Annotated in this window: 13 protein-coding genes; 12 read left to right on the forward strand and 1 reads right to left on the reverse strand. The window is 35.8% G+C overall.

What is annotated here, in order from left to right:
• Positions 1-32: 32 nt before the first annotated feature.
• The 5 genes from LC076_RS21325 (at position 33) to LC076_RS21345 (ending at position 6,459) form a co-directional block, all read left to right on the forward strand.
• Positions 33-2,003 (forward strand): methyl-accepting chemotaxis protein, encoded by a 1,971-nt coding sequence (locus tag LC076_RS21325; protein WP_226671173.1) that lies wholly within the window; start codon positions 33-35, stop codon positions 2,001-2,003.
• Positions 2,004-2,207: 204 nt separating this feature from the next.
• A complete protein-coding gene (locus tag LC076_RS21330) occupies positions 2,208-3,089 on the forward strand; it encodes a sulfite exporter TauE/SafE family protein (RefSeq protein WP_226671174.1) in 882 nt (293 codons plus the stop codon).
• Positions 3,090-3,158: 69 nt separating this feature from the next.
• On the forward strand, positions 3,159-3,737 hold the full coding sequence (locus tag LC076_RS21335) for a D-alanyl-D-alanine carboxypeptidase family protein (RefSeq protein WP_226671175.1): 579 nt from the start codon (positions 3,159-3,161) through the stop codon (positions 3,735-3,737).
• A gap of 18 nt (positions 3,738-3,755) precedes the next feature.
• Positions 3,756-3,920 (forward strand): hypothetical protein, encoded by a 165-nt coding sequence (locus LC076_RS21340; protein WP_226671176.1) that lies wholly within the window; start codon positions 3,756-3,758, stop codon positions 3,918-3,920.
• A 520-nt stretch (positions 3,921-4,440) separates the two neighbouring features.
• Positions 4,441-6,459, forward strand: coding sequence for an alpha/beta fold hydrolase (locus LC076_RS21345; RefSeq protein ID WP_226671177.1), 2,019 nt, complete (start codon positions 4,441-4,443; stop codon positions 6,457-6,459).
• A 155-nt stretch (positions 6,460-6,614) separates the two neighbouring features.
• On the opposite strand, the gene katG is transcribed toward LC076_RS21345, so the two are convergent.
• Positions 6,615-8,801 (reverse strand): catalase/peroxidase HPI, encoded by a 2,187-nt coding sequence (katG, locus tag LC076_RS21350; RefSeq protein ID WP_226671178.1) that lies wholly within the window; start codon positions 8,799-8,801, stop codon positions 6,615-6,617.
• A 773-nt stretch (positions 8,802-9,574) separates the two neighbouring features.
• Between katG and LC076_RS21355 the strand changes: the two genes are divergently transcribed.
• From LC076_RS21355 to LC076_RS21390, 7 genes are all read left to right on the forward strand, one after another.
• Positions 9,575-10,006: a DUF6526 family protein gene (locus tag LC076_RS21355; RefSeq protein ID WP_226671179.1), complete on the forward strand. Its 432-nt coding sequence runs from the start codon at positions 9,575-9,577 to the stop codon at positions 10,004-10,006.
• A gap of 84 nt (positions 10,007-10,090) precedes the next feature.
• Positions 10,091-11,023 carry an ABC transporter ATP-binding protein gene (locus LC076_RS21360; protein WP_226671180.1) on the forward strand — a complete coding sequence of 311 codons (933 nt, stop codon included), beginning with the start codon at positions 10,091-10,093 and terminating at the stop codon, positions 11,021-11,023.
• Positions 11,020-12,111, forward strand: a complete 1,092-nt coding sequence (locus tag LC076_RS21365; RefSeq protein WP_226671181.1) for an ABC transporter permease — start codon at positions 11,020-11,022, stop codon at positions 12,109-12,111. The genes LC076_RS21360 and LC076_RS21365 overlap by 4 nt, the downstream gene beginning before the upstream one ends.
• A gap of 70 nt (positions 12,112-12,181) precedes the next feature.
• Complete coding sequence (locus tag LC076_RS21370) at positions 12,182-12,886, forward strand: M48 family metallopeptidase (RefSeq protein ID WP_226671182.1); 705 nt, start codon at positions 12,182-12,184, stop codon at positions 12,884-12,886.
• Between the two features lie 99 nt (positions 12,887-12,985).
• Positions 12,986-13,810, forward strand: coding sequence for a methyl-accepting chemotaxis protein (locus LC076_RS24550; protein ID WP_413466018.1), 825 nt, complete (start codon positions 12,986-12,988; stop codon positions 13,808-13,810).
• A 397-nt stretch (positions 13,811-14,207) separates the two neighbouring features.
• Entirely contained in the window at positions 14,208-15,914 is a 1,707-nt protein-coding gene (locus tag LC076_RS21385) for a methyl-accepting chemotaxis protein (protein WP_226671183.1), read from the forward strand.
• 15 nt (positions 15,915-15,929) lie between these two features.
• Entirely contained in the window at positions 15,930-16,985 is a 1,056-nt protein-coding gene (locus LC076_RS21390; protein ID WP_226671184.1) for a sugar ABC transporter substrate-binding protein, read from the forward strand.
• The last annotated feature ends 633 nt before the right edge of the window (positions 16,986-17,618 follow it).

The following is a 17,618-nucleotide window of genomic DNA, read 5'->3' on the forward strand; positions in this document are numbered from 1 at the left end:
AAGAAGGACAGAGACAATGGAGAGTGACAAAAGTGAGGATCGTTGTAAAAAACACCATAGTGATCAGCTTATTAATTACAATATCCATGATCAGTATATCGGCATTCGGATATATGAAGGCAAAGGAAATTCTTTATGACCGATTTCAGGCTCAAGCTTATGATCAGCTTAATTCTGTTAAAGCAAATATCGACATTTGGATACAAGGTAAGCAAGAAACAATGAAGTATATGGCTGAGAGTGATGTATTAAAAGAAAGCAATGGAGAAAAGGCAGATGCTCTTGGTAGTAGAATTGCAAAAGCTATGGATAACCCAGATGCTTTCGCCTTTATGGATGCAGAAGGCTTCTTATATTTGAATGGTGCTAAAATTCCTGTTAACGAGTATGAACACTATAAAGGTGGAATGGAGGGACAAACCGAAACATATAATCCTGTGCCCTCACAATCTCCAAGCTTAGAAGGAGCTCCGATTGTGTTGTCTTCTTCACCAATATATAATGCCAGCGGAGAAATTGTTGGTGTAGCATCAGGTGGTCACCAGATTGAAAGTTTAATTCATATTATCTCTAAAGTAACATTAGGAGAAAGTGGTTTTGTAACTGTTTTTACAAGTGATGGAACGATTGTAGCGGGTAAAAATAAAGAAGATATTAAAAGTATCGCCGACTATAAGAACAGTGATTTAGATAAAATAGTCGAGAATTGTATGGGTGGTAAAACCGGTGTAGTTGAAACAGATTTTAACGGTGATAACAGTTTAATTTATTACAGCAAAGCAGAAGAAATGGATTGGGGAATCATGATCTCTGTTCCTACTAGTGAAGCCTTTTCAGATGCAAATTCATTATTAAGCTACTTTTCTATTATAACAATTATTTTTATTATATTAGGTGCACTTATAAATTATGGTATTAATAAAAGATCGTTAAATCCTATTAAAGAAGTAACAGATAAAATAGAAAAACTAGCAACAAGCGAAGGAGATTTAACGCAAAGATTAACAATTAAAAGTAATGATGAAGTTGGGAAATTATCAAAAAGTTTTAATACACTTTTAGATAGTTTACAAGATTTAATCGGTGGTATTCTTCACAAAGGAGAAGTTGTGACAGAAAACACAGCCGTATTATCAGAGCATGCAGAGGAAATGGTTCAATTATCTGGTGTTGTGACAACAAATGTACACAATGCTGCAGAATTATCGACTGAGCAAGAAAAAGGAAATAATAAGAATTTAGACTCAATAAATGGAATCACTCATGGTGTATCTGAAATTAAAGATCATTCTTTAATGGTATCAGAGAAAACAAAAACAGCGTACAAAGAAGTTGGGTTAGCGAATGAAGAAGTATTATCGCTGTTAGAGCAAATGTCTGAGATACAGCATTCTGTTCGAAATTCAAGCGAGATTGTAAGAAAACTAGGAAGTCGCTCTTCTGAAATTGGCAATATTGTTAATATGATTCGAAGTATTACTGAACAAACCAATTTACTTTCATTAAATGCTTCGATTGAGGCAGCTAGAGCAGGAGAGCATGGAAAAGGATTTGCGGTTGTTGCAAATGAAGTTAGAAAGTTAGCGGAAGAATCTGCACAATCAGCGAAACAAATTTCCGAACTTGTTAAAGAAATCCAAGAAGACACTTCAAGTGCTGTTGTAGAAATTGAATCTGTCACAACTCAATTTGGAACTGGTATGGAAAAGTTAGAGGTTGTTAATGGTAGTTTACAAGGTGTATATCAATCTTCTAAAGAATCCACAGATGAAGTAGATAAGATCTTTATCGAAATAGATCAACTTCTTTCCAAGGTAGAAGATGTAGAAACAGTTATAAGAGATAACTCACAAAAATCAACCGAATCAACAAAGTACATTCGTGAAGTTGCCTCTTCCTCTGAAGAACAATTATCATCAATACAAGACATAACAACTTTAATCGAGAAAACAACAATATTAGCTGGAGAATTGAGTGGGTTGTTGAAACGATTTAGAATATAGAAAACTTAAGGGTGCCTGTCACGCCCTGGGTTTTGTCGAGTCCATCTCGACAAAATTCGGGTGGTGACAGGCACCTTTTTAAAATTTTTAATTCCTAGTTTACAAATGGGGATAATATGTTATATAGTAAATTAACGAAAATTAAGAAAATTTAATGATTTAGATTAAACAAAGTTAAGTTTCCAAGAAATAGGAGGGATAGAAGTGAATAAATTAATTGTTTTTATTTTTATTGGTTTGTTAGCACAGCTTATAGACGGTGCATTGGGAATGGCGTATGGTGTAACATCATCATCTTTATTACTTGGATTTGGAATTGCACCAGCTGTTGCATCAGCATCTGTTCATTTAGCAGAAATCGTCACAACTGCCGCATCTGGAGCATCACACATCAAGTTTGGGAATGTGGATAAGACAACTGTCAAAAGGCTTGTCATTCCGGGTTCTATTGGAGCCTTTTTGGGTGCCACATTCTTAAGTAATATACCAGGAGATCTTGCTAAGCCATATATATCTATCTTTTTATTAGCTCTTGGAGTGTATGTTTTAGCAAGATTCTTATTTATGTTTAAAGTAGGAGAGCAAAAAGAAAGTATTGACCTTACAAAAAGGAAATCCATTCCTCTAGGGTTGGTTGCAGGTTTTGCCGATGCAACTGGTGGTGGAGGATGGGGACCAATTGCCACTCCTGTATTGTTATCTCAAAAAGGGATTAGTGCACGTAAAGTTGTTGGGACAGTGGATACCAGTGAATTTGCCATAGCTGTTTCTGCTACTGTTGGATTTTTAATATCACTTGGCTGGGCGGAAGTGAACTGGCTATGGGTAGGAGCTTTAATGATAGGTGGATTAATTGCTGCCCCAATCGCTGCTTGGCTAGTACAGAAAATTAATGCACAACTAATGGGTGTTCTAGTAGGTGGATTTATTATCTTAGTTAATTCAAGAACACTTGTTAATACATGGGTTGATCAAACAGCAGCTTATCCGTTTATCTATGCCGGAATTTTAGCACTATGGATAGCGGCCATTGCTTTTATAGTCGTTAGAATTAGAAACACCAAAGTAGCAGAAGTTCTGAATTAAAATTGGTGCCTGTCACGCCCCGGGTTTTGTCGAGTTCATCTCGACAAAATTCGGGTGGTGACAGGCACCTTGGCTTCTGCAAATAACGCAGCAGTTCTTCTTGCGGAACATATTTCAGGAAGTGAGGTAGAGTTCACAAATTTAATGAATGAAGAAGCTAAAAGGTTAGGATTATCAGATGATACAGTCTTTCTTAATGCAACAGGATTGCCAAATAAAAATAATCAAGAAACAACAATGACAGCCCTAGATCTGGCTAATTTATCTTCTCAATTATTGGATGGCTATCCTGAGCTATTGGAAATAACGAACCTTCCAAGTTATCAATTAACATACAATAATATCTCTATTAGTAATACAAATGCCATGCTTTATTCTAAAAATCCAGACATGCACTTCAATGGACTTGATGGATTAAAAACCGGATACACAAGTGAAGCAGGTTATTGTTTCGCAGGTACGGCAAAACAAGGGAAGAAGAGACTGATCTCTGTTGTGATGGGAACAGCAACCAAAGACCAACGATTTAAGGAGATTAGAAAATTGTTATCTTACGGGTTTGGTAATACAAGTTACACTTTTGATTATTTAATGGAATCCTCTTTATACAAAGTTGAAAAGGTGATTGAAAGAGGATTAAATTTATAGAAAAGAATGAGGGGTCACATGAAATTAATTATTTGGAGAGTTTTCTTCGTTGCTGTTTTTATGTTTTCCTTTGCGATTATTGATTACTTTTTTGATGGTTGGATGAAATATGTCACGATAGGCTTAATTGGTGGAGCGATCTTTCCTCATAACTATATAAAAAATCGAGACAACAAAAATTAGGTTTTCAAATTTGAGGAGAATATCAAGCGTGATTGAATATGATACATATCTAAAAACTTTGAACAATTCAGAAAAAAAGTAAGCTAGTTGTTTATTGTGATATTGTTATACTAATATTATTTTGATGAGGGAGATATATTGGTCAATTTCTTATGAAGTAAGACTGTTACTTATTTCAAATGTCTCAAAAATAATGATTTTGAAAATGGAAAACAAGCTAGGGTTGGTAAATTACGATCATAATATAAACTGGGTAAATATAATTTAATCAATTGACAACGCTTTCAACTGGATGTATAGTGATAATTAAGTTAATAAATTGTGACGAGATTAAGAGACACATTAAATTTCTTCGATTATTTTTAATCAAGGGTATTTAATGTGTCTTTTTTTATTCTCTAAATACCAAGAAGAAGATGGAGGTGAAGCTGTAAATTTTTATTGAATTCAAGTGTGCAACAGTGCTTGTTTCAAGTGATTGTTATTTTGATAAAATTTAATGCACTAAAAGGGGGATATTATGAAGAGATTAAAGAAGCCCGTGGTATTGTTAGTGATTTCGTTATTGTTAATTTTGGTTGGAAGTTTTTCTGCTTCACAATTTAACAGTTCTACTGGAGATGTTGATGTTTCACGTATTTATTTTGATACACCTAGAGGCGAACTTTCGGGACTTTTGTATAAACCGGATGGAGTTGATCAACAGCCAAAGCCAACAATTGTAGCAACACATGGATATCTTAATTCTGGTGAAATGCAGGATGCGCAGGCTATCGAAATGTCAAAAAGGGGATATGTTGTTTTAGCATTAGATCAATATGATCATGGACATTCGACAGGAACTATGGAAAAACCAGTACCGTTTTTCTCGTTTTGGCCACATGCCATCTATGATGCGGTTCAATATATGTATGATCAAGATTATGTGTTAAAAGATGAGAGTGGTAATGGAATGATTGCTGTTACAGGTCACTCGATGGGTGGGTTTTCTTCAACTCATGCGGTGATGTTAGATGAAGTCGACTTTAAGGAAAGTGGCATTCGAAAAATCTATAGTTCCTTAACGATGGGTTCTGATTATCAATGGGTGAAAACACTAGGGTTTAGTGATGAAGAAATTAACAATTCATATGGACCAAGATTTTCAGGGAAGCTTGCTGGTCAGTATGATGAGTTTTTCTTTGATGCAGCCGCAGCAGGGGGTGGAGCATCTGTTGTGAAGAAAAATTATGTTGGTACAGAAGAAGGTCAAGGATTTTTAGGAAATCCAGAAAATCCAACAGCCGGTGAGGTGTATGAAGTTAATGGTGGAAAAAGGGTCATCTATCAGCCGAACGAAACACATCCTTGGAACCATTTTTCAAAAACATCAACAGAGTATGCTATTGATTTTTACGATATGGCATTTGCTGATTACAGTAACCTTGTAACAGTTGGTGAAGATGGTCAAACGTGGATGTTTAAAGAATGGTTTTCATTTGTAGCACTTATCGGATTTTTTATGATGTTTATTCCGCTCATTACGCTGTTATCGAAAGTACCTTTCCTTAACAATATTTATACCAAAAAACCAGAAGCACTTCCTGCACCAAAAACAAATGGTGGAAAACTAGCAGGCTTGTTATTAGTTGTTTTTGGTGGCCTTTATCCTGCATTGTTTTTCTCTGCATTATATAGCGCAGATCTTTATGGAATGAGACTGTTAAAACAAATTAGTATGATCTTCATTGTTTTATCGGCAATTGTTCTGATATATTCATTGGTGAAAAAATCAGAGCGAAGCATTAAATCTTGTTCGGTTATTATGCTTGGTTTAAGTGTAATTCAATATATCTATTTAAAATTCCAAAGTAAACTCATTGCTACAACAGAATTTTTCGGAGCACCAACTGTCAATCCGATTGTTTTCTGGGCAATTAATGTAGCGATTGTAACGTTAATGATTATGGTTTGCTACCACTTTGTTTCTAAAAAGCCTGAAGGTGCTACGATTAAGAGCTATGGCGTAGCAGCAAGCATTAAGACGATTATTGCTTCACTTTTAACAGCTGTAGTAGCCGTTGTTATTGGTTATGCTGTTCTCTATCTTGTAGATGCTCTATTCAAGACTGATTTTCGTCTTTGGACATTTGCAGTAAAAACATTTGAAGGACAGCATGTGTTTGCTTTACTAAAATATGCTCCACTATTCTTAATTTACTACTTTATTGTTGGTCTATCCGTCAATATGAATACGGCTAGTACTAAGTATGATGGAATCAAAGGTTACGTAGTTTCAATATTCCATTTTATAGGTGGTCTAGTTCTTTATCTTGGATACCACTATGGGCTATTGTTTATGACAGGCACAGCAGGTTATCCAGGAGAATCACTTTCTTCTATTATAGTAATTGGTCTAGTACCAGCCCTGTTAATAGCAGCCATATTTAATCGCTACTTCTACAAAAAAACAGGCAATATCTACGTAGCAGCCTTTCTTAACACCTTGTTAATGACAATGATTACCCTAGCAAATACTACGCTATATACAATATTTTAAAGGATTAGGTGCCTGTCACTCCCCGGGTTTTGTCGAGTTCATCTCGACAAAATTCGGGTGGTGACAGGCACTTTTTATACTAAAAAGCACGCAAACTCCCTAACTGGGATTTTGCGTGCTTCATATTTATTCAAACTATCTTTATAGTAAAAACCTTATTTCAGATCAAAACGATCAGCGTTCATTACTTTAACCCATGCATTAACGAAGTCACGTACAAATTTTTCTTTGTTATCGTCTTGTGCGTAAACTTCTGAAATTGCGCGTAGTACTGAGTTTGAACCAAATACTAGGTCAACTCTAGTTGCAGTACGAACGACTTCACCTGTTTTGCGATCACGTCCTTCGTAGACAGCACCGTCTACTGGCTTCCACTCTACATTCATGTCAAGTAATTTAACGAAGAAGTCGTTAGTAAGTGTACCTACACGATCAGTGAATACTCCGTGATCAGTACCGTTATGGTTAGTTCCTAGAACACGCATACCACCAATAAGTGCAGTCATTTCTGGTGCAGTAAGGTTTAGAAGTTGTGCTTTATCTACAAGAAGCTCTTCAGGGCTAACACTGTATTGTTTCTTTTGGTAATTACGGAAACCATCAGCGATAGGCTCCAGGAATTCAAAGTTTTCTACATCTGTTTGTTCTTGTGTTGCATCTCCACGACCTGGAGCGAAAGGAACTGTCACATCAAAGCCAGCATCTTGTGCAGCTTTTTCTACTGCAGCAGTACCACCAAGTACAATCAAGTCGGCTAAGCTTACTTTTTTCTCAAGGTGACTTTGGATTTCTTCTAAAGCAGTAAGCACTTTTTCAAGTTGTTCAGGCTGGTTTGCTTCCCAATCTTTTTGTGGAGCAAGACGGATACGACCACCATTAGCTCCTCCGCGATTATCTGATCCACGGAAAGTACTTGCTGAAGCCCAAGCAGTTGTTACTAGCTCACTAATTGTAAGACCTGAATCTAAAATTAATACTTTAATTTTAGCTACTTCTTCTTCTGTCAATTCATAATCAACAGTTGGAACAGGATCTTGCCAAATTAGTTCTTCAGTTGGAACTTCTGGTCCTAAATATCTTGAAACAGGTCCCATGTCACGGTGAAGAAGTTTGAACCACGCACGAGCAAATGCATCTGCAAATTCTTCAGGATTTTCATAGAAACGACGAGAAATTTTTTCGTATGCTGGATCCATACGTAGAGCCATATCTGCAGTAGTCATCATTGTTGGAACACGAACTGATGAATCTTCTGCATCTGGTGCAAGGTGTTTTTCGTCAGGATTTATTGCAGCCCATTGGTGTGCACCTGCAGGACTTTTTGTAAGCTCCCACTCATATCCAAATAATAAATCAAAGAACCCATTATCCCATTGTGTTGGATTAGCAGTCCAAGCACCTTCAACACCACTAGTAATTGTGTCGCGACCTTTACCACTACCATGTTCGCTTATCCAGCCTAAGCCTTGTGCTTCAATAGGAGCAGCTTCTGGTTCTCTTCCAACAAGAGCAGCATCACCAGCACCGTGTGCTTTACCGAAAGTATGTCCACCTGCGATTAATGCAACTGTTTCTTCGTCATTCATTCCCATACGGCCAAAAGTATCGCGAATATCGCGGCCACTTGCAACTGGATCTGGGTTACCGTTTGGTCCTTCTGGGTTAACGTAGATAAGTCCCATTTGAACGGCAGCTAACGGATTTTCAAGCTCACGATCACCTGTGTAACGGTTATCACCTAGCATTTCAGTTTCAGAACCCCAGTAGATATCTTCTTCTGGATGCCAAATGTCTGCGCGTCCTCCACCAAAACCAAATGTTTTTCCACCCATTGATTCAATGGCAACATTTCCTGTTAAAAGAATTAAATCTGCCCAAGAAATTTTGTTACCGTATTTTTGTTTAATAGGCCATAGAAGACGACGCGCTTTATCGATGTTCGCATTATCAGCCCAGCTGTTTAATGGAGCAAAACGCTGACTTCCAGTACCGCCGCCTCCGCGTCCATCACCTGTACGATACGTTCCAGCTGAGTGCCATGCCATACGGATAAAGAAACCACCATAATGACCATAATCAGCAGGCCACCATTCTTGGCTATCTGTCATTAAAGCATGAAGATCTTTCTTAAGAGCATCGTAATCTAGTTTTTTAAATTCTTCAGCATAATTAAATTCTTCTCCCATAGGATTAGATTTTTTGTCATGCTGATGAAGAATATTTAAGTTTAATTGGTTTGGCCACCAGTCTTTATTAGTTGTACCACTTACTTTAGGGCTAGTTGTGCTGCCGTGGTTAAATGGGCATGTGCCGCCTGTATTCGAAGTGTTAAACGATTCCATATTTATTATCTCCCCTTTTTGTAAATTAAGTATTAGATAATTACGTTTATAAAACGATAATTATTATTATGTAGTTATTATATTAAACTATTAGAGAAATTGAAAGCTTTAATATTCATTTGGTAATATTTTTTTAGTTAAAGAGTCATTTATGAATTCAAACTATTAAATTAGACCTCTAGTATTTGTTGATGAAATCACATTTTAAGAGAGGTTGTAGATTATGAAAATAAAGTGTTTAATAGGAAACGGCTAATTATATATATGCATTTAATTTCATAATAGAAGTTTAATTTTTAGTTATTTTAAATATAGTAAGGTAAGTAAATGAGTATTGGGATTTTGGAGAAAGAGTTTTTACTAGGAAGGTTGTGATAAGTATAAGAGATACTTTTTTGGTGATTTTTCTGTAAGGGTTGAGGTGATAGTTAAACACTCTTTTATCATTTAGAGGCTTTACGATGAGAGAAAAGCTAAAACAAAATTGTTTTATATTTATGGATATTGGATGAGAATTGAATATTTAAAGTGGAAGCAGCGCTATTTCATTAGATTAATTACCTTAAAAAGTTCATTATTCATTTTCTGTAGTTCTGTACGGCTAAGTGAAATGATGATTATAAATGATAGATTTTCACCTTTTAAAGGTTATCACTACCGTAATGTCTCCTTAACAAACATTTAATAAATTCATATGGTACATAATCACTCATAATCATGTAAACTTAAGAATAAAGTACATTTGGGTACAGATTAAATAGTAGGAGGCTACGATGATCAAACAGCAGAATTATCAAAATCATAGAAAGATAGATCCGGTTTTCCATGTTGGTATTGCACTTTTTTCTCTTGTTATCTTAATATTAGCAATCACTTATTTCTTTCAACATGTTTCTAATCAAGGGTTTTTAAGTACGATTGTTTTACTAATGGCTATTATTATCGTTTTGATGAGTGTGAAACTTAGAGGGTATGCTCTTTTGTTACAAGATCGAGTGATTCGTAATGAAGAGAACTTTAGGTATTATCGTTTAACAGGGAAGTTTTTAGATACTCAGCTTTCTTTAAAGCAACTCATTGCGCTTCGATTTGCAGATGATCATGAGTATCCGAATTTAGTTGAGCGAACAATCTCTGAGAATCTAGCTCCAGATGATATTAAAAAGGCCGTTCAAAATTGGCGTGCAGATCACCATCGCGTATAATAAAGTTGAAACCTAACAGCTCTTTATCAGGGCTGTTTCTTTTTTGATCGTTACTTTTTTAGAAAAATTCACCTTAAGGGAGGTATGTTCATGCAAAATGAAACAATGGTCGATGTACAAGGACTTGTGAAAAACTATGGCTCTTTTACTGCAGTTAAGGGTGTTCAATTTCAAGTGAAAAAGGGAGAAATCTTTGGCTTACTTGGACCAAATGGTGCTGGGAAAACGACTACAATTGAAATGCTTGTCGGTCTTAGAAAACCAGATGAAGGAACAGCAATACTTGCAGGTTTTGATGATAAAAAAGAAGTAAATAAAGTGAAGGAAGTTATAGGTGTTCAGCTTCAGTCCACTTCATTGTTTGAATTATTAAAGGTAGAAGAAATTCTCCATTTATATGCAAGCTTTTATCCAAGAAATATTAACATAGATAGATTAATAGAAGATATGCTTTTAACTGAAAAGCGCAAAGATCGAATCAAAGGGCTTTCAGGTGGGCAAAAACAACGATTGGCCATTGCTTTAGCCCTTATCCATGATCCTGAGATTGTTTTTCTTGATGAACCAACAACAGGACTTGATCCTCAAGCTAGAAGAACGTTGTGGGATATTGTGCTTCGATTAAAAGAACAAGGCAAAACTATTTTACTTTCTACTCATTACATGGATGAAGCGCATGTTTTATGTGATCGTATCGGTATTATGGATCAAGGTGAATTGATTGCTCTTGATACTCCAACAAATTTAGTGAAAAAACTACATTCTACAAGTACAATCGAATTTCATTTGAACAACCCTCCTGAACAAGAGTGGTTTATGAAGATGGAGGCTGTAGAAAAAGTATCGATTAAAGACAACTTTGTGCAGCTTTACACAGATAACCTTCAACAAGCATTAACATCACTTATTCATTTATCTACAGAACATCATTTGAAAATTGAAGATCTTCAAACCCGTCTAGCAACACTTGAGGACGTGTTTATCACGATGACAGGAAGGAGTATAAGAGAATCATGAGAGCATATTGGCAGTTAACGTTAGCGCAGTTACGGATATTCGCTCGTAATAAACAAGTGTTATTTTTCACTTTACTTTTTCCAATCATCTTAATGCTTGCGCTTGGTTCATTTATTGGTGGTGGTAATTCAATAGATTTAACAATAGGATTAGTTAATGATGACAAAACCGATGCATCTAAGGATTTAGAGAAGTTATTTTATGAAAATGAAGGAATTGAGATCATTGATTATGAAAAACAAGGTGTTGGTAAAGAAGCGATTGAAAATGGCGATATCCAGCTTTTGATTGAAATTCCTAAAGGTTATGAAGAAAACCTGCAGAAAGCCGATCAACCATTTTCACTTCCTGTTTATTATAATGAAAAAAACCTAACAACCTCAGAGCTTGGTCTTACCGTTGTGAACGGTATTATTGATCAATATAGTAAAGATCTTGTTGATTATCAGCCATTAGTGGCCGTTGAAAAGATTGGAATTGAAGCATTAAACATACGATATGTAGATTTTCTTGTACCTGGTATTGTGGCGATGATGATTATGAGTAACAATATGAACGGAGTGGCAGGACAGATTTCGGCTTGGCGTGAACGAGGGATTTTACGAAGAATGCAGGGAACACGATTAAAAGCCTCAACCTTTATCGCTGCACAAATAACAGCCCGATTATTTCTAAACGGTACACAAGCATTGTTAGTTGTATTAATTGCGAACCTTATTTTTAAAATTGATGTTGTAGGGTCATGGCTTGCTTTAATCTTTTTCATCGTGCTTGGCACACTTGCGTTTATGTCATTAGGATTTATCATAGCCGGAATTGCCAAAAACCCAGAAAGTGCGGGACCGATTGCTGGCTTTGTTACGTTTCCAATGCTATTTCTCGGAGGAGTCTTTTTCCCAATAAGCAACATGCCAGATTTTATCCAGCCTATTGTGAAGGTCTTGCCTATTGCTCATTTAAGCTCGGCACTAAGAGAGACGATGAATATTGGAACACCTTTCTTAGACTTGGGTACAGAAACGCTTATTCTAGGAGCTTGGTTGGTCGGAGGTTTTGCATTGGCTAGTTATGTGTTTAAGTGGGAATAGTTCATTTAAAGAAGGCTTTGCTTTCTAAAAGTAAAGCCTACTTTTAGAATATAAAACAACGGGTGATAACATGAGACATCATTATTTAGGGAACACATTATATTTTGAAATAAAGTACAAAAATCGGACATCGATAGGTATTTATCTTAAAAACGGAATGGTTGAAGTTCAGGCTCCTAGACATACACCAGATGAAAAAGTTATTCATGTTTTAGAAGAAAAGTGGGATGTTATCCAACATAAGCTAGGTGAGCTAAATGAGCAAGTGCAAGGACCAAAGGATAAGGTCTATGAACATGGTGAGAGCTTTCTTTATTTAGGGAAAAGCTATCCTATAAAAATCACTCATGATTCATCAATAGATCAAGACAATGTAGCATTTGACGGTCAGGTTTTACATATTTATGTGAAGCAACTAGAAGATGAAAAAATAAGACAAGCCCTAAAACGATTTTATTATAAACAATGCAAAGCGTTAGTAGAGAAAAGGATTGTCTCTAATCAACATTATTTTAAACAAAAGCCACGTTCTATTCGAATCACTGATAGTAAAACAACATGGGGAACATGTGATTCAAACCAGCAGTTAACCTTTAATTGGCGATTGGCGATGGCACCTATGAAGGTCATTGATTATGTGGTTGTTCATGAAATGTGTCACATGGTCCACCTTAATCATGATCGGTCTTTTTGGCGACTTGTAGGAAAAATCATGCCGAATTATGAAGAACAGGAAAACTGGTTAGCTTACTCGAATTGGAAGATGACGATTTAGTTACGTTTATTTTGCGGAAAGCATCTAAACTATACAATAGGACGAAATTCCTATTATAATATATCTTGGAATCAAAATATTTTAATATAGGGAGTTTTTATGATTACCACGACAAGAAGTAAAAGAAGCACTCAAGTTTTAGATGCAACATCTGTATTATCCTCATTAGAAACAAATCTAGCCATGATTGAATTTAATATTGATAGAAAAGTAATTTGGGTTAATGAGAACTTTGCAAAGACAATGGGATATGAAGTGGATGAAATGATAAATATCCATCATCGAGAATTTTGTACAGTGGAATTAAGAAGCAGTAGAAAGTATGAAGAGTTATGGAGAAACCTTGAAAAGGGTCAGAAGTTTCAAGAAAAGATTCAACGTGTGGGGAAATCTGGAAATTTACTTTGGCTTGAAGCTACATATATTCCTGTACTGGATGATGAAGGTAAGGTTGAGGCAGTCTTAAAAATTGCTACAGACATAACAGAACGTGAAAATAACTCAATTAAAATCATCTCTCAATTAAAGGCAATGCCTGCTGAATTAGTAAAGATTGTTGTAGAAAATTCTAATGAAAAAATTCAAGCAATCGAGTCGCTAAAAAACCAAACTCAGTTAATCGAAGAGGTATCTAAAACGATACGTAATATCTCATCACAAACAAATATGCTCGCTTTAAACGCAGCAATTGAAGCAGCGCGTGTTGGAGAACAAGGACGAGGGTTCAAAGTTGTGGCTGATGAAGTACGAAGATTGGCTAGTAATGTTAATGATGCAATAGAAAATGTGGATACGAATGTAGATAATATTACTAAAGAAGTAGAAAAAGTAAATAGCATCACAAATGACCTACAAAAAGTCGTAGCGGAGACAGAAACAGATTTTAATAGAACGATTGAAGAATTTGAAAATTATACTAAGTAAAATGAGAGCTGTCATTTGCTATTCTATCATTTCATACAATTAAAGGATATTGACATCGAATAAAGTGCGATGAGTTGGCTAGTAAAGAGGTAAGCGAAAATAAGGACATAGATAAAGAATTCCTAAAAATTACTCGGGATAGATTGTTAATTGGATGAGGGAAATCTCATAAAAACAGGAAGTTTGCTATAAACATGATGGCGACCTTCCTGTTTTTGTTATGTTTAATTTGGGTTTTGTGGAACGATTTGTGAAACAAGAAAATTCGGGTGGTGACAGGCACCAAAAATTCACAGTTAATAATCCTCATATTTCACCGATATAAACAAGAGATTTTCAAGTTGCTTTAATGGGTAGAAGCGCTGAAGTTTCGAGTTCAATTATCGGGAGGATTTTTATGTTTAAACAGCTTAGATGGGAAAACACAAAAATAGGTGGGAAGTATTTGTATGTATTTTTAGTTGTGGCAGTTACATTCCTATTGTCGATCGCCATAACGTATTGGTTATTGAATCAAACTAGTGGCACGATGAAAAATACACTAGTAAAAAGTGAAATTGCATTACAAAGCTCTGAATTGGTCTCACTTTATTATGAAAAATACAACCAAATTCCAGAATATATTTTACTTTCGGATGATGAACATCTTAATAAATATTTAGAAGGTAGCTTGAAGTTTGTAGCTATTGCGAAGGAATTAAAACCACAGCTATCTAAAGAACAATTAGAAATTTTTAACCAAATCATTGAAAATAATAATAAGCTTGATGAATACTTTTTTAGCACGATTGTACCTAATGTAAAACAAATTAATACAAATGAATTTGATCAGCTTCAAAAAGAAGCTTATGCATTAAAAATGAACACAAATGAATTAGGAAATGAATTAAAGAGTATGGCAACAGAATCGAATAGAGAGTCCTTAGCTAATGCGCAGAATAACATTGAGAGAACGATTATCTTATTGGTTTGCTCAGGGATTATTTCATTGCTTATCTCTTTTGTGCTACTAATTTTCATAACTAAAAAGATAGAAGTTGGTTTAAAGAAGGTCGTGGATACGAGTGAAGAAATTGCAAAAGGACATTTGGATTTCACACCACTCAACATCTCAGGTAATGACGAAATTGGTCAACTTTCACATTCAATTAATAATATGGGTAATCGTCTACGTGAAATGATTTTAGAAGTATCACATATAGCTTCTGATGTTGATCATCAGAGCACAACTTTTGCTCAAACCTCGATGGAGCTGCAGCAAGGAAGCTCTCAAGTTGCCATCACAATAGAAGAACTTGCAACAGGAGTAGGATCACAGGCAAATGATATTTCGGATATTTCGGAAAATATGCGAGGGTTTAGTGAGCGTTTAGTAGAGGTAAATCAGGATGGACAAACACTTGTGACATTCTCTGAGGATGTTTTACAAGTGTCGGTAAATGGTGATGCACAAATGAAGCAGTCTTTACAGCAAATGAATGTTATTCAATCTGTTGTTGAGAACTCTGTTGAAAAAATTAAGAATCTAGAATTAAAATCACAGTCGATTACAGAGGTTGTTACTGTTATTAAATCTATAGCAGATCAAACCAATCTATTAGCTTTAAATGCCTCAATCGAAGCAGCAAGAGCTGGAGAAAGTGGTAAAGGATTTGCGGTAGTCGCTTCAGAGGTTAAAAAATTAGCAGATGAAGTTTCATTTTCAGTAGAAAACATATCAACTATTGTAACAAGCATCAAACAAGAAACAGCAATCATTTCACAAGATTTAGATACGGGCTTTAAACAGGTATATGAAGGGACAGAACAAATTCAATTAACAGGCCAATATTTTTCAGAAATTAAAGAGAAAGTCACAGACATGACACACAGAGTGAAAAATATTTCTACCATATTTACACAGTTCGAAAAATCAAGTCAAGATATTAATAATTCTGTAGAAAATATCGCATCAATTTCAGAGCAATCTGCTGCTGGATCACAGGAAATATCTGCTGCAGTCCATGAGCAAAGCCAATCGATCGATAACATCAACACTAGCGCAAATACCTTGTCAGAAATGGTTGAGCGTATGAATCAATTGATTAGTAGATTTAAGGTATAAAGGAGAGTGAATCATATGGCTAGAAATACAATCGTTGCTTTACTTTTATTGGTCGTAACAGTATTTGCATCAGCATGCAGCAACACCTCTACAGAAATAGTTGCAAAACAAGATAAAATCAAATTAACCGAAGATGAAAAAATACCGTATATCGGGTTTGTTTTAGATACTTTAGCAGACGAGCGTTGGTATAAAGATAAAGCTTTATTTGAAGAACAAGTGAAATCACTAGGTGGCAAAGTAAAGACACTTGCTGCAAATGGATTAAGTGATGTGCAGTATAAGCAAGCTCAGCTTTTAATTGATGAAGGAGTAGATGTACTAGTAGTTGTGCCTCAAAACGCAGAAGAAGCTAGTAAAATAGTAGAACTAGCACACGAACACAATGTAAAAGTGATATCCTATGACCGTCTTATTACAAAAGCAGATGTAGATTATTATATTTCTTTTGACAATGAGAAAGTCGGGGAGCTACAAGCACAGGAAATAGTCAAAAATGTTTCTAAAGGAAACTTTGCATACATTGGTGGTGCTGAAACAGACAATAATGCAATACTATTTCGAAAAGGAGCTATGTCTGTGCTTCAGCCTTTAATCGATAAAGGTGACATTAAATTGGTTTACGATAAATATACTGATGATTGGAATCCTGATATTGCTCAAAGTAATATGCAGGATGCACTGAAAACTTCTAGTGACAATATAAATGCCATTGTTGCAGCAAATGATGGAACTGCTGGTGGTGTGATATCTGCGCTTACTTCTGCTGGTTTAGCTGGTAAAGTACCTGTATCAGGACAAGATGCAGAACTAAACGGAGTAAAAAGAATTGTAGCAGGCACACAAACGATGACTGTTTACAAATCAATTAACCTTATTGCAAAACAAGCTGCAGAAATGGCCGTTAAAGTTGCAAAAGGTGAAGAAATTGAAACATCAACAACTGTTGATAACAATCAAATCAAGGTACCATCTAATTTGTTAGAGCCTATCCCTGTAACAAAAGAAAATATTGAAGGTACGATTATTAAAGAAGGGTATTTAACAAAAGAGGAAATTTATACTAAGTAGAGTGAGTGGGAGCTTAAAATAAGGATGCTATCCTCTAGTTTCTATTTTCCTCTGAACCGTCAAAATAGAGAAAACTACTTATAAAAATAGTAGAAGGTGTGCCTAGAAACTTGTGGCACACCTTCTCTTTATTGTGCGCCCGGCATGGGTGTAGTCTCTAGGGTGAAAGTCCCGAACTGTGAAGGCAGAAGTAACAGTTAGCTTAACGCAAGGGTGTCCATGGTGACATGGAATCTGAAGGAAGCGAGCGGCAAACTTCCGGTCTGAGGAACACGAACTTCATATGAGGCTAGGTATCATTGGATGAGTTTGCAATACAAAACAAAGTCCTTTCTGCCGAAGGTGATACAGAGTAAATGAAGCAGATAGGTGGAGGGAAAGACTGCACTCTTACCCGGGGAGATCTGATTAACATGCCAAGTACACTTGGTAACCTATCTAGCGATAGATAGCTGAATAATCAGAAGTCAGCCGAGGTCATAGTACTTGATTCACTCGAGAGAATCAAGGAAGGACTGAACCATTTTAGAAGAACAATTACTTGATAAACAGTTCTTTATGTCGAAAGCAGAAAATTCATTATAAGAACCTACCTGAATGGAAGAAATGGTGAATCCATGGGGGACTTCAGGA

Source organism: Metabacillus litoralis, assembly GCF_020524045.1.
GTDB classification, from domain to species: Bacteria; Bacillota; Bacilli; order Bacillales; family Bacillaceae; genus Metabacillus; species Metabacillus litoralis_C.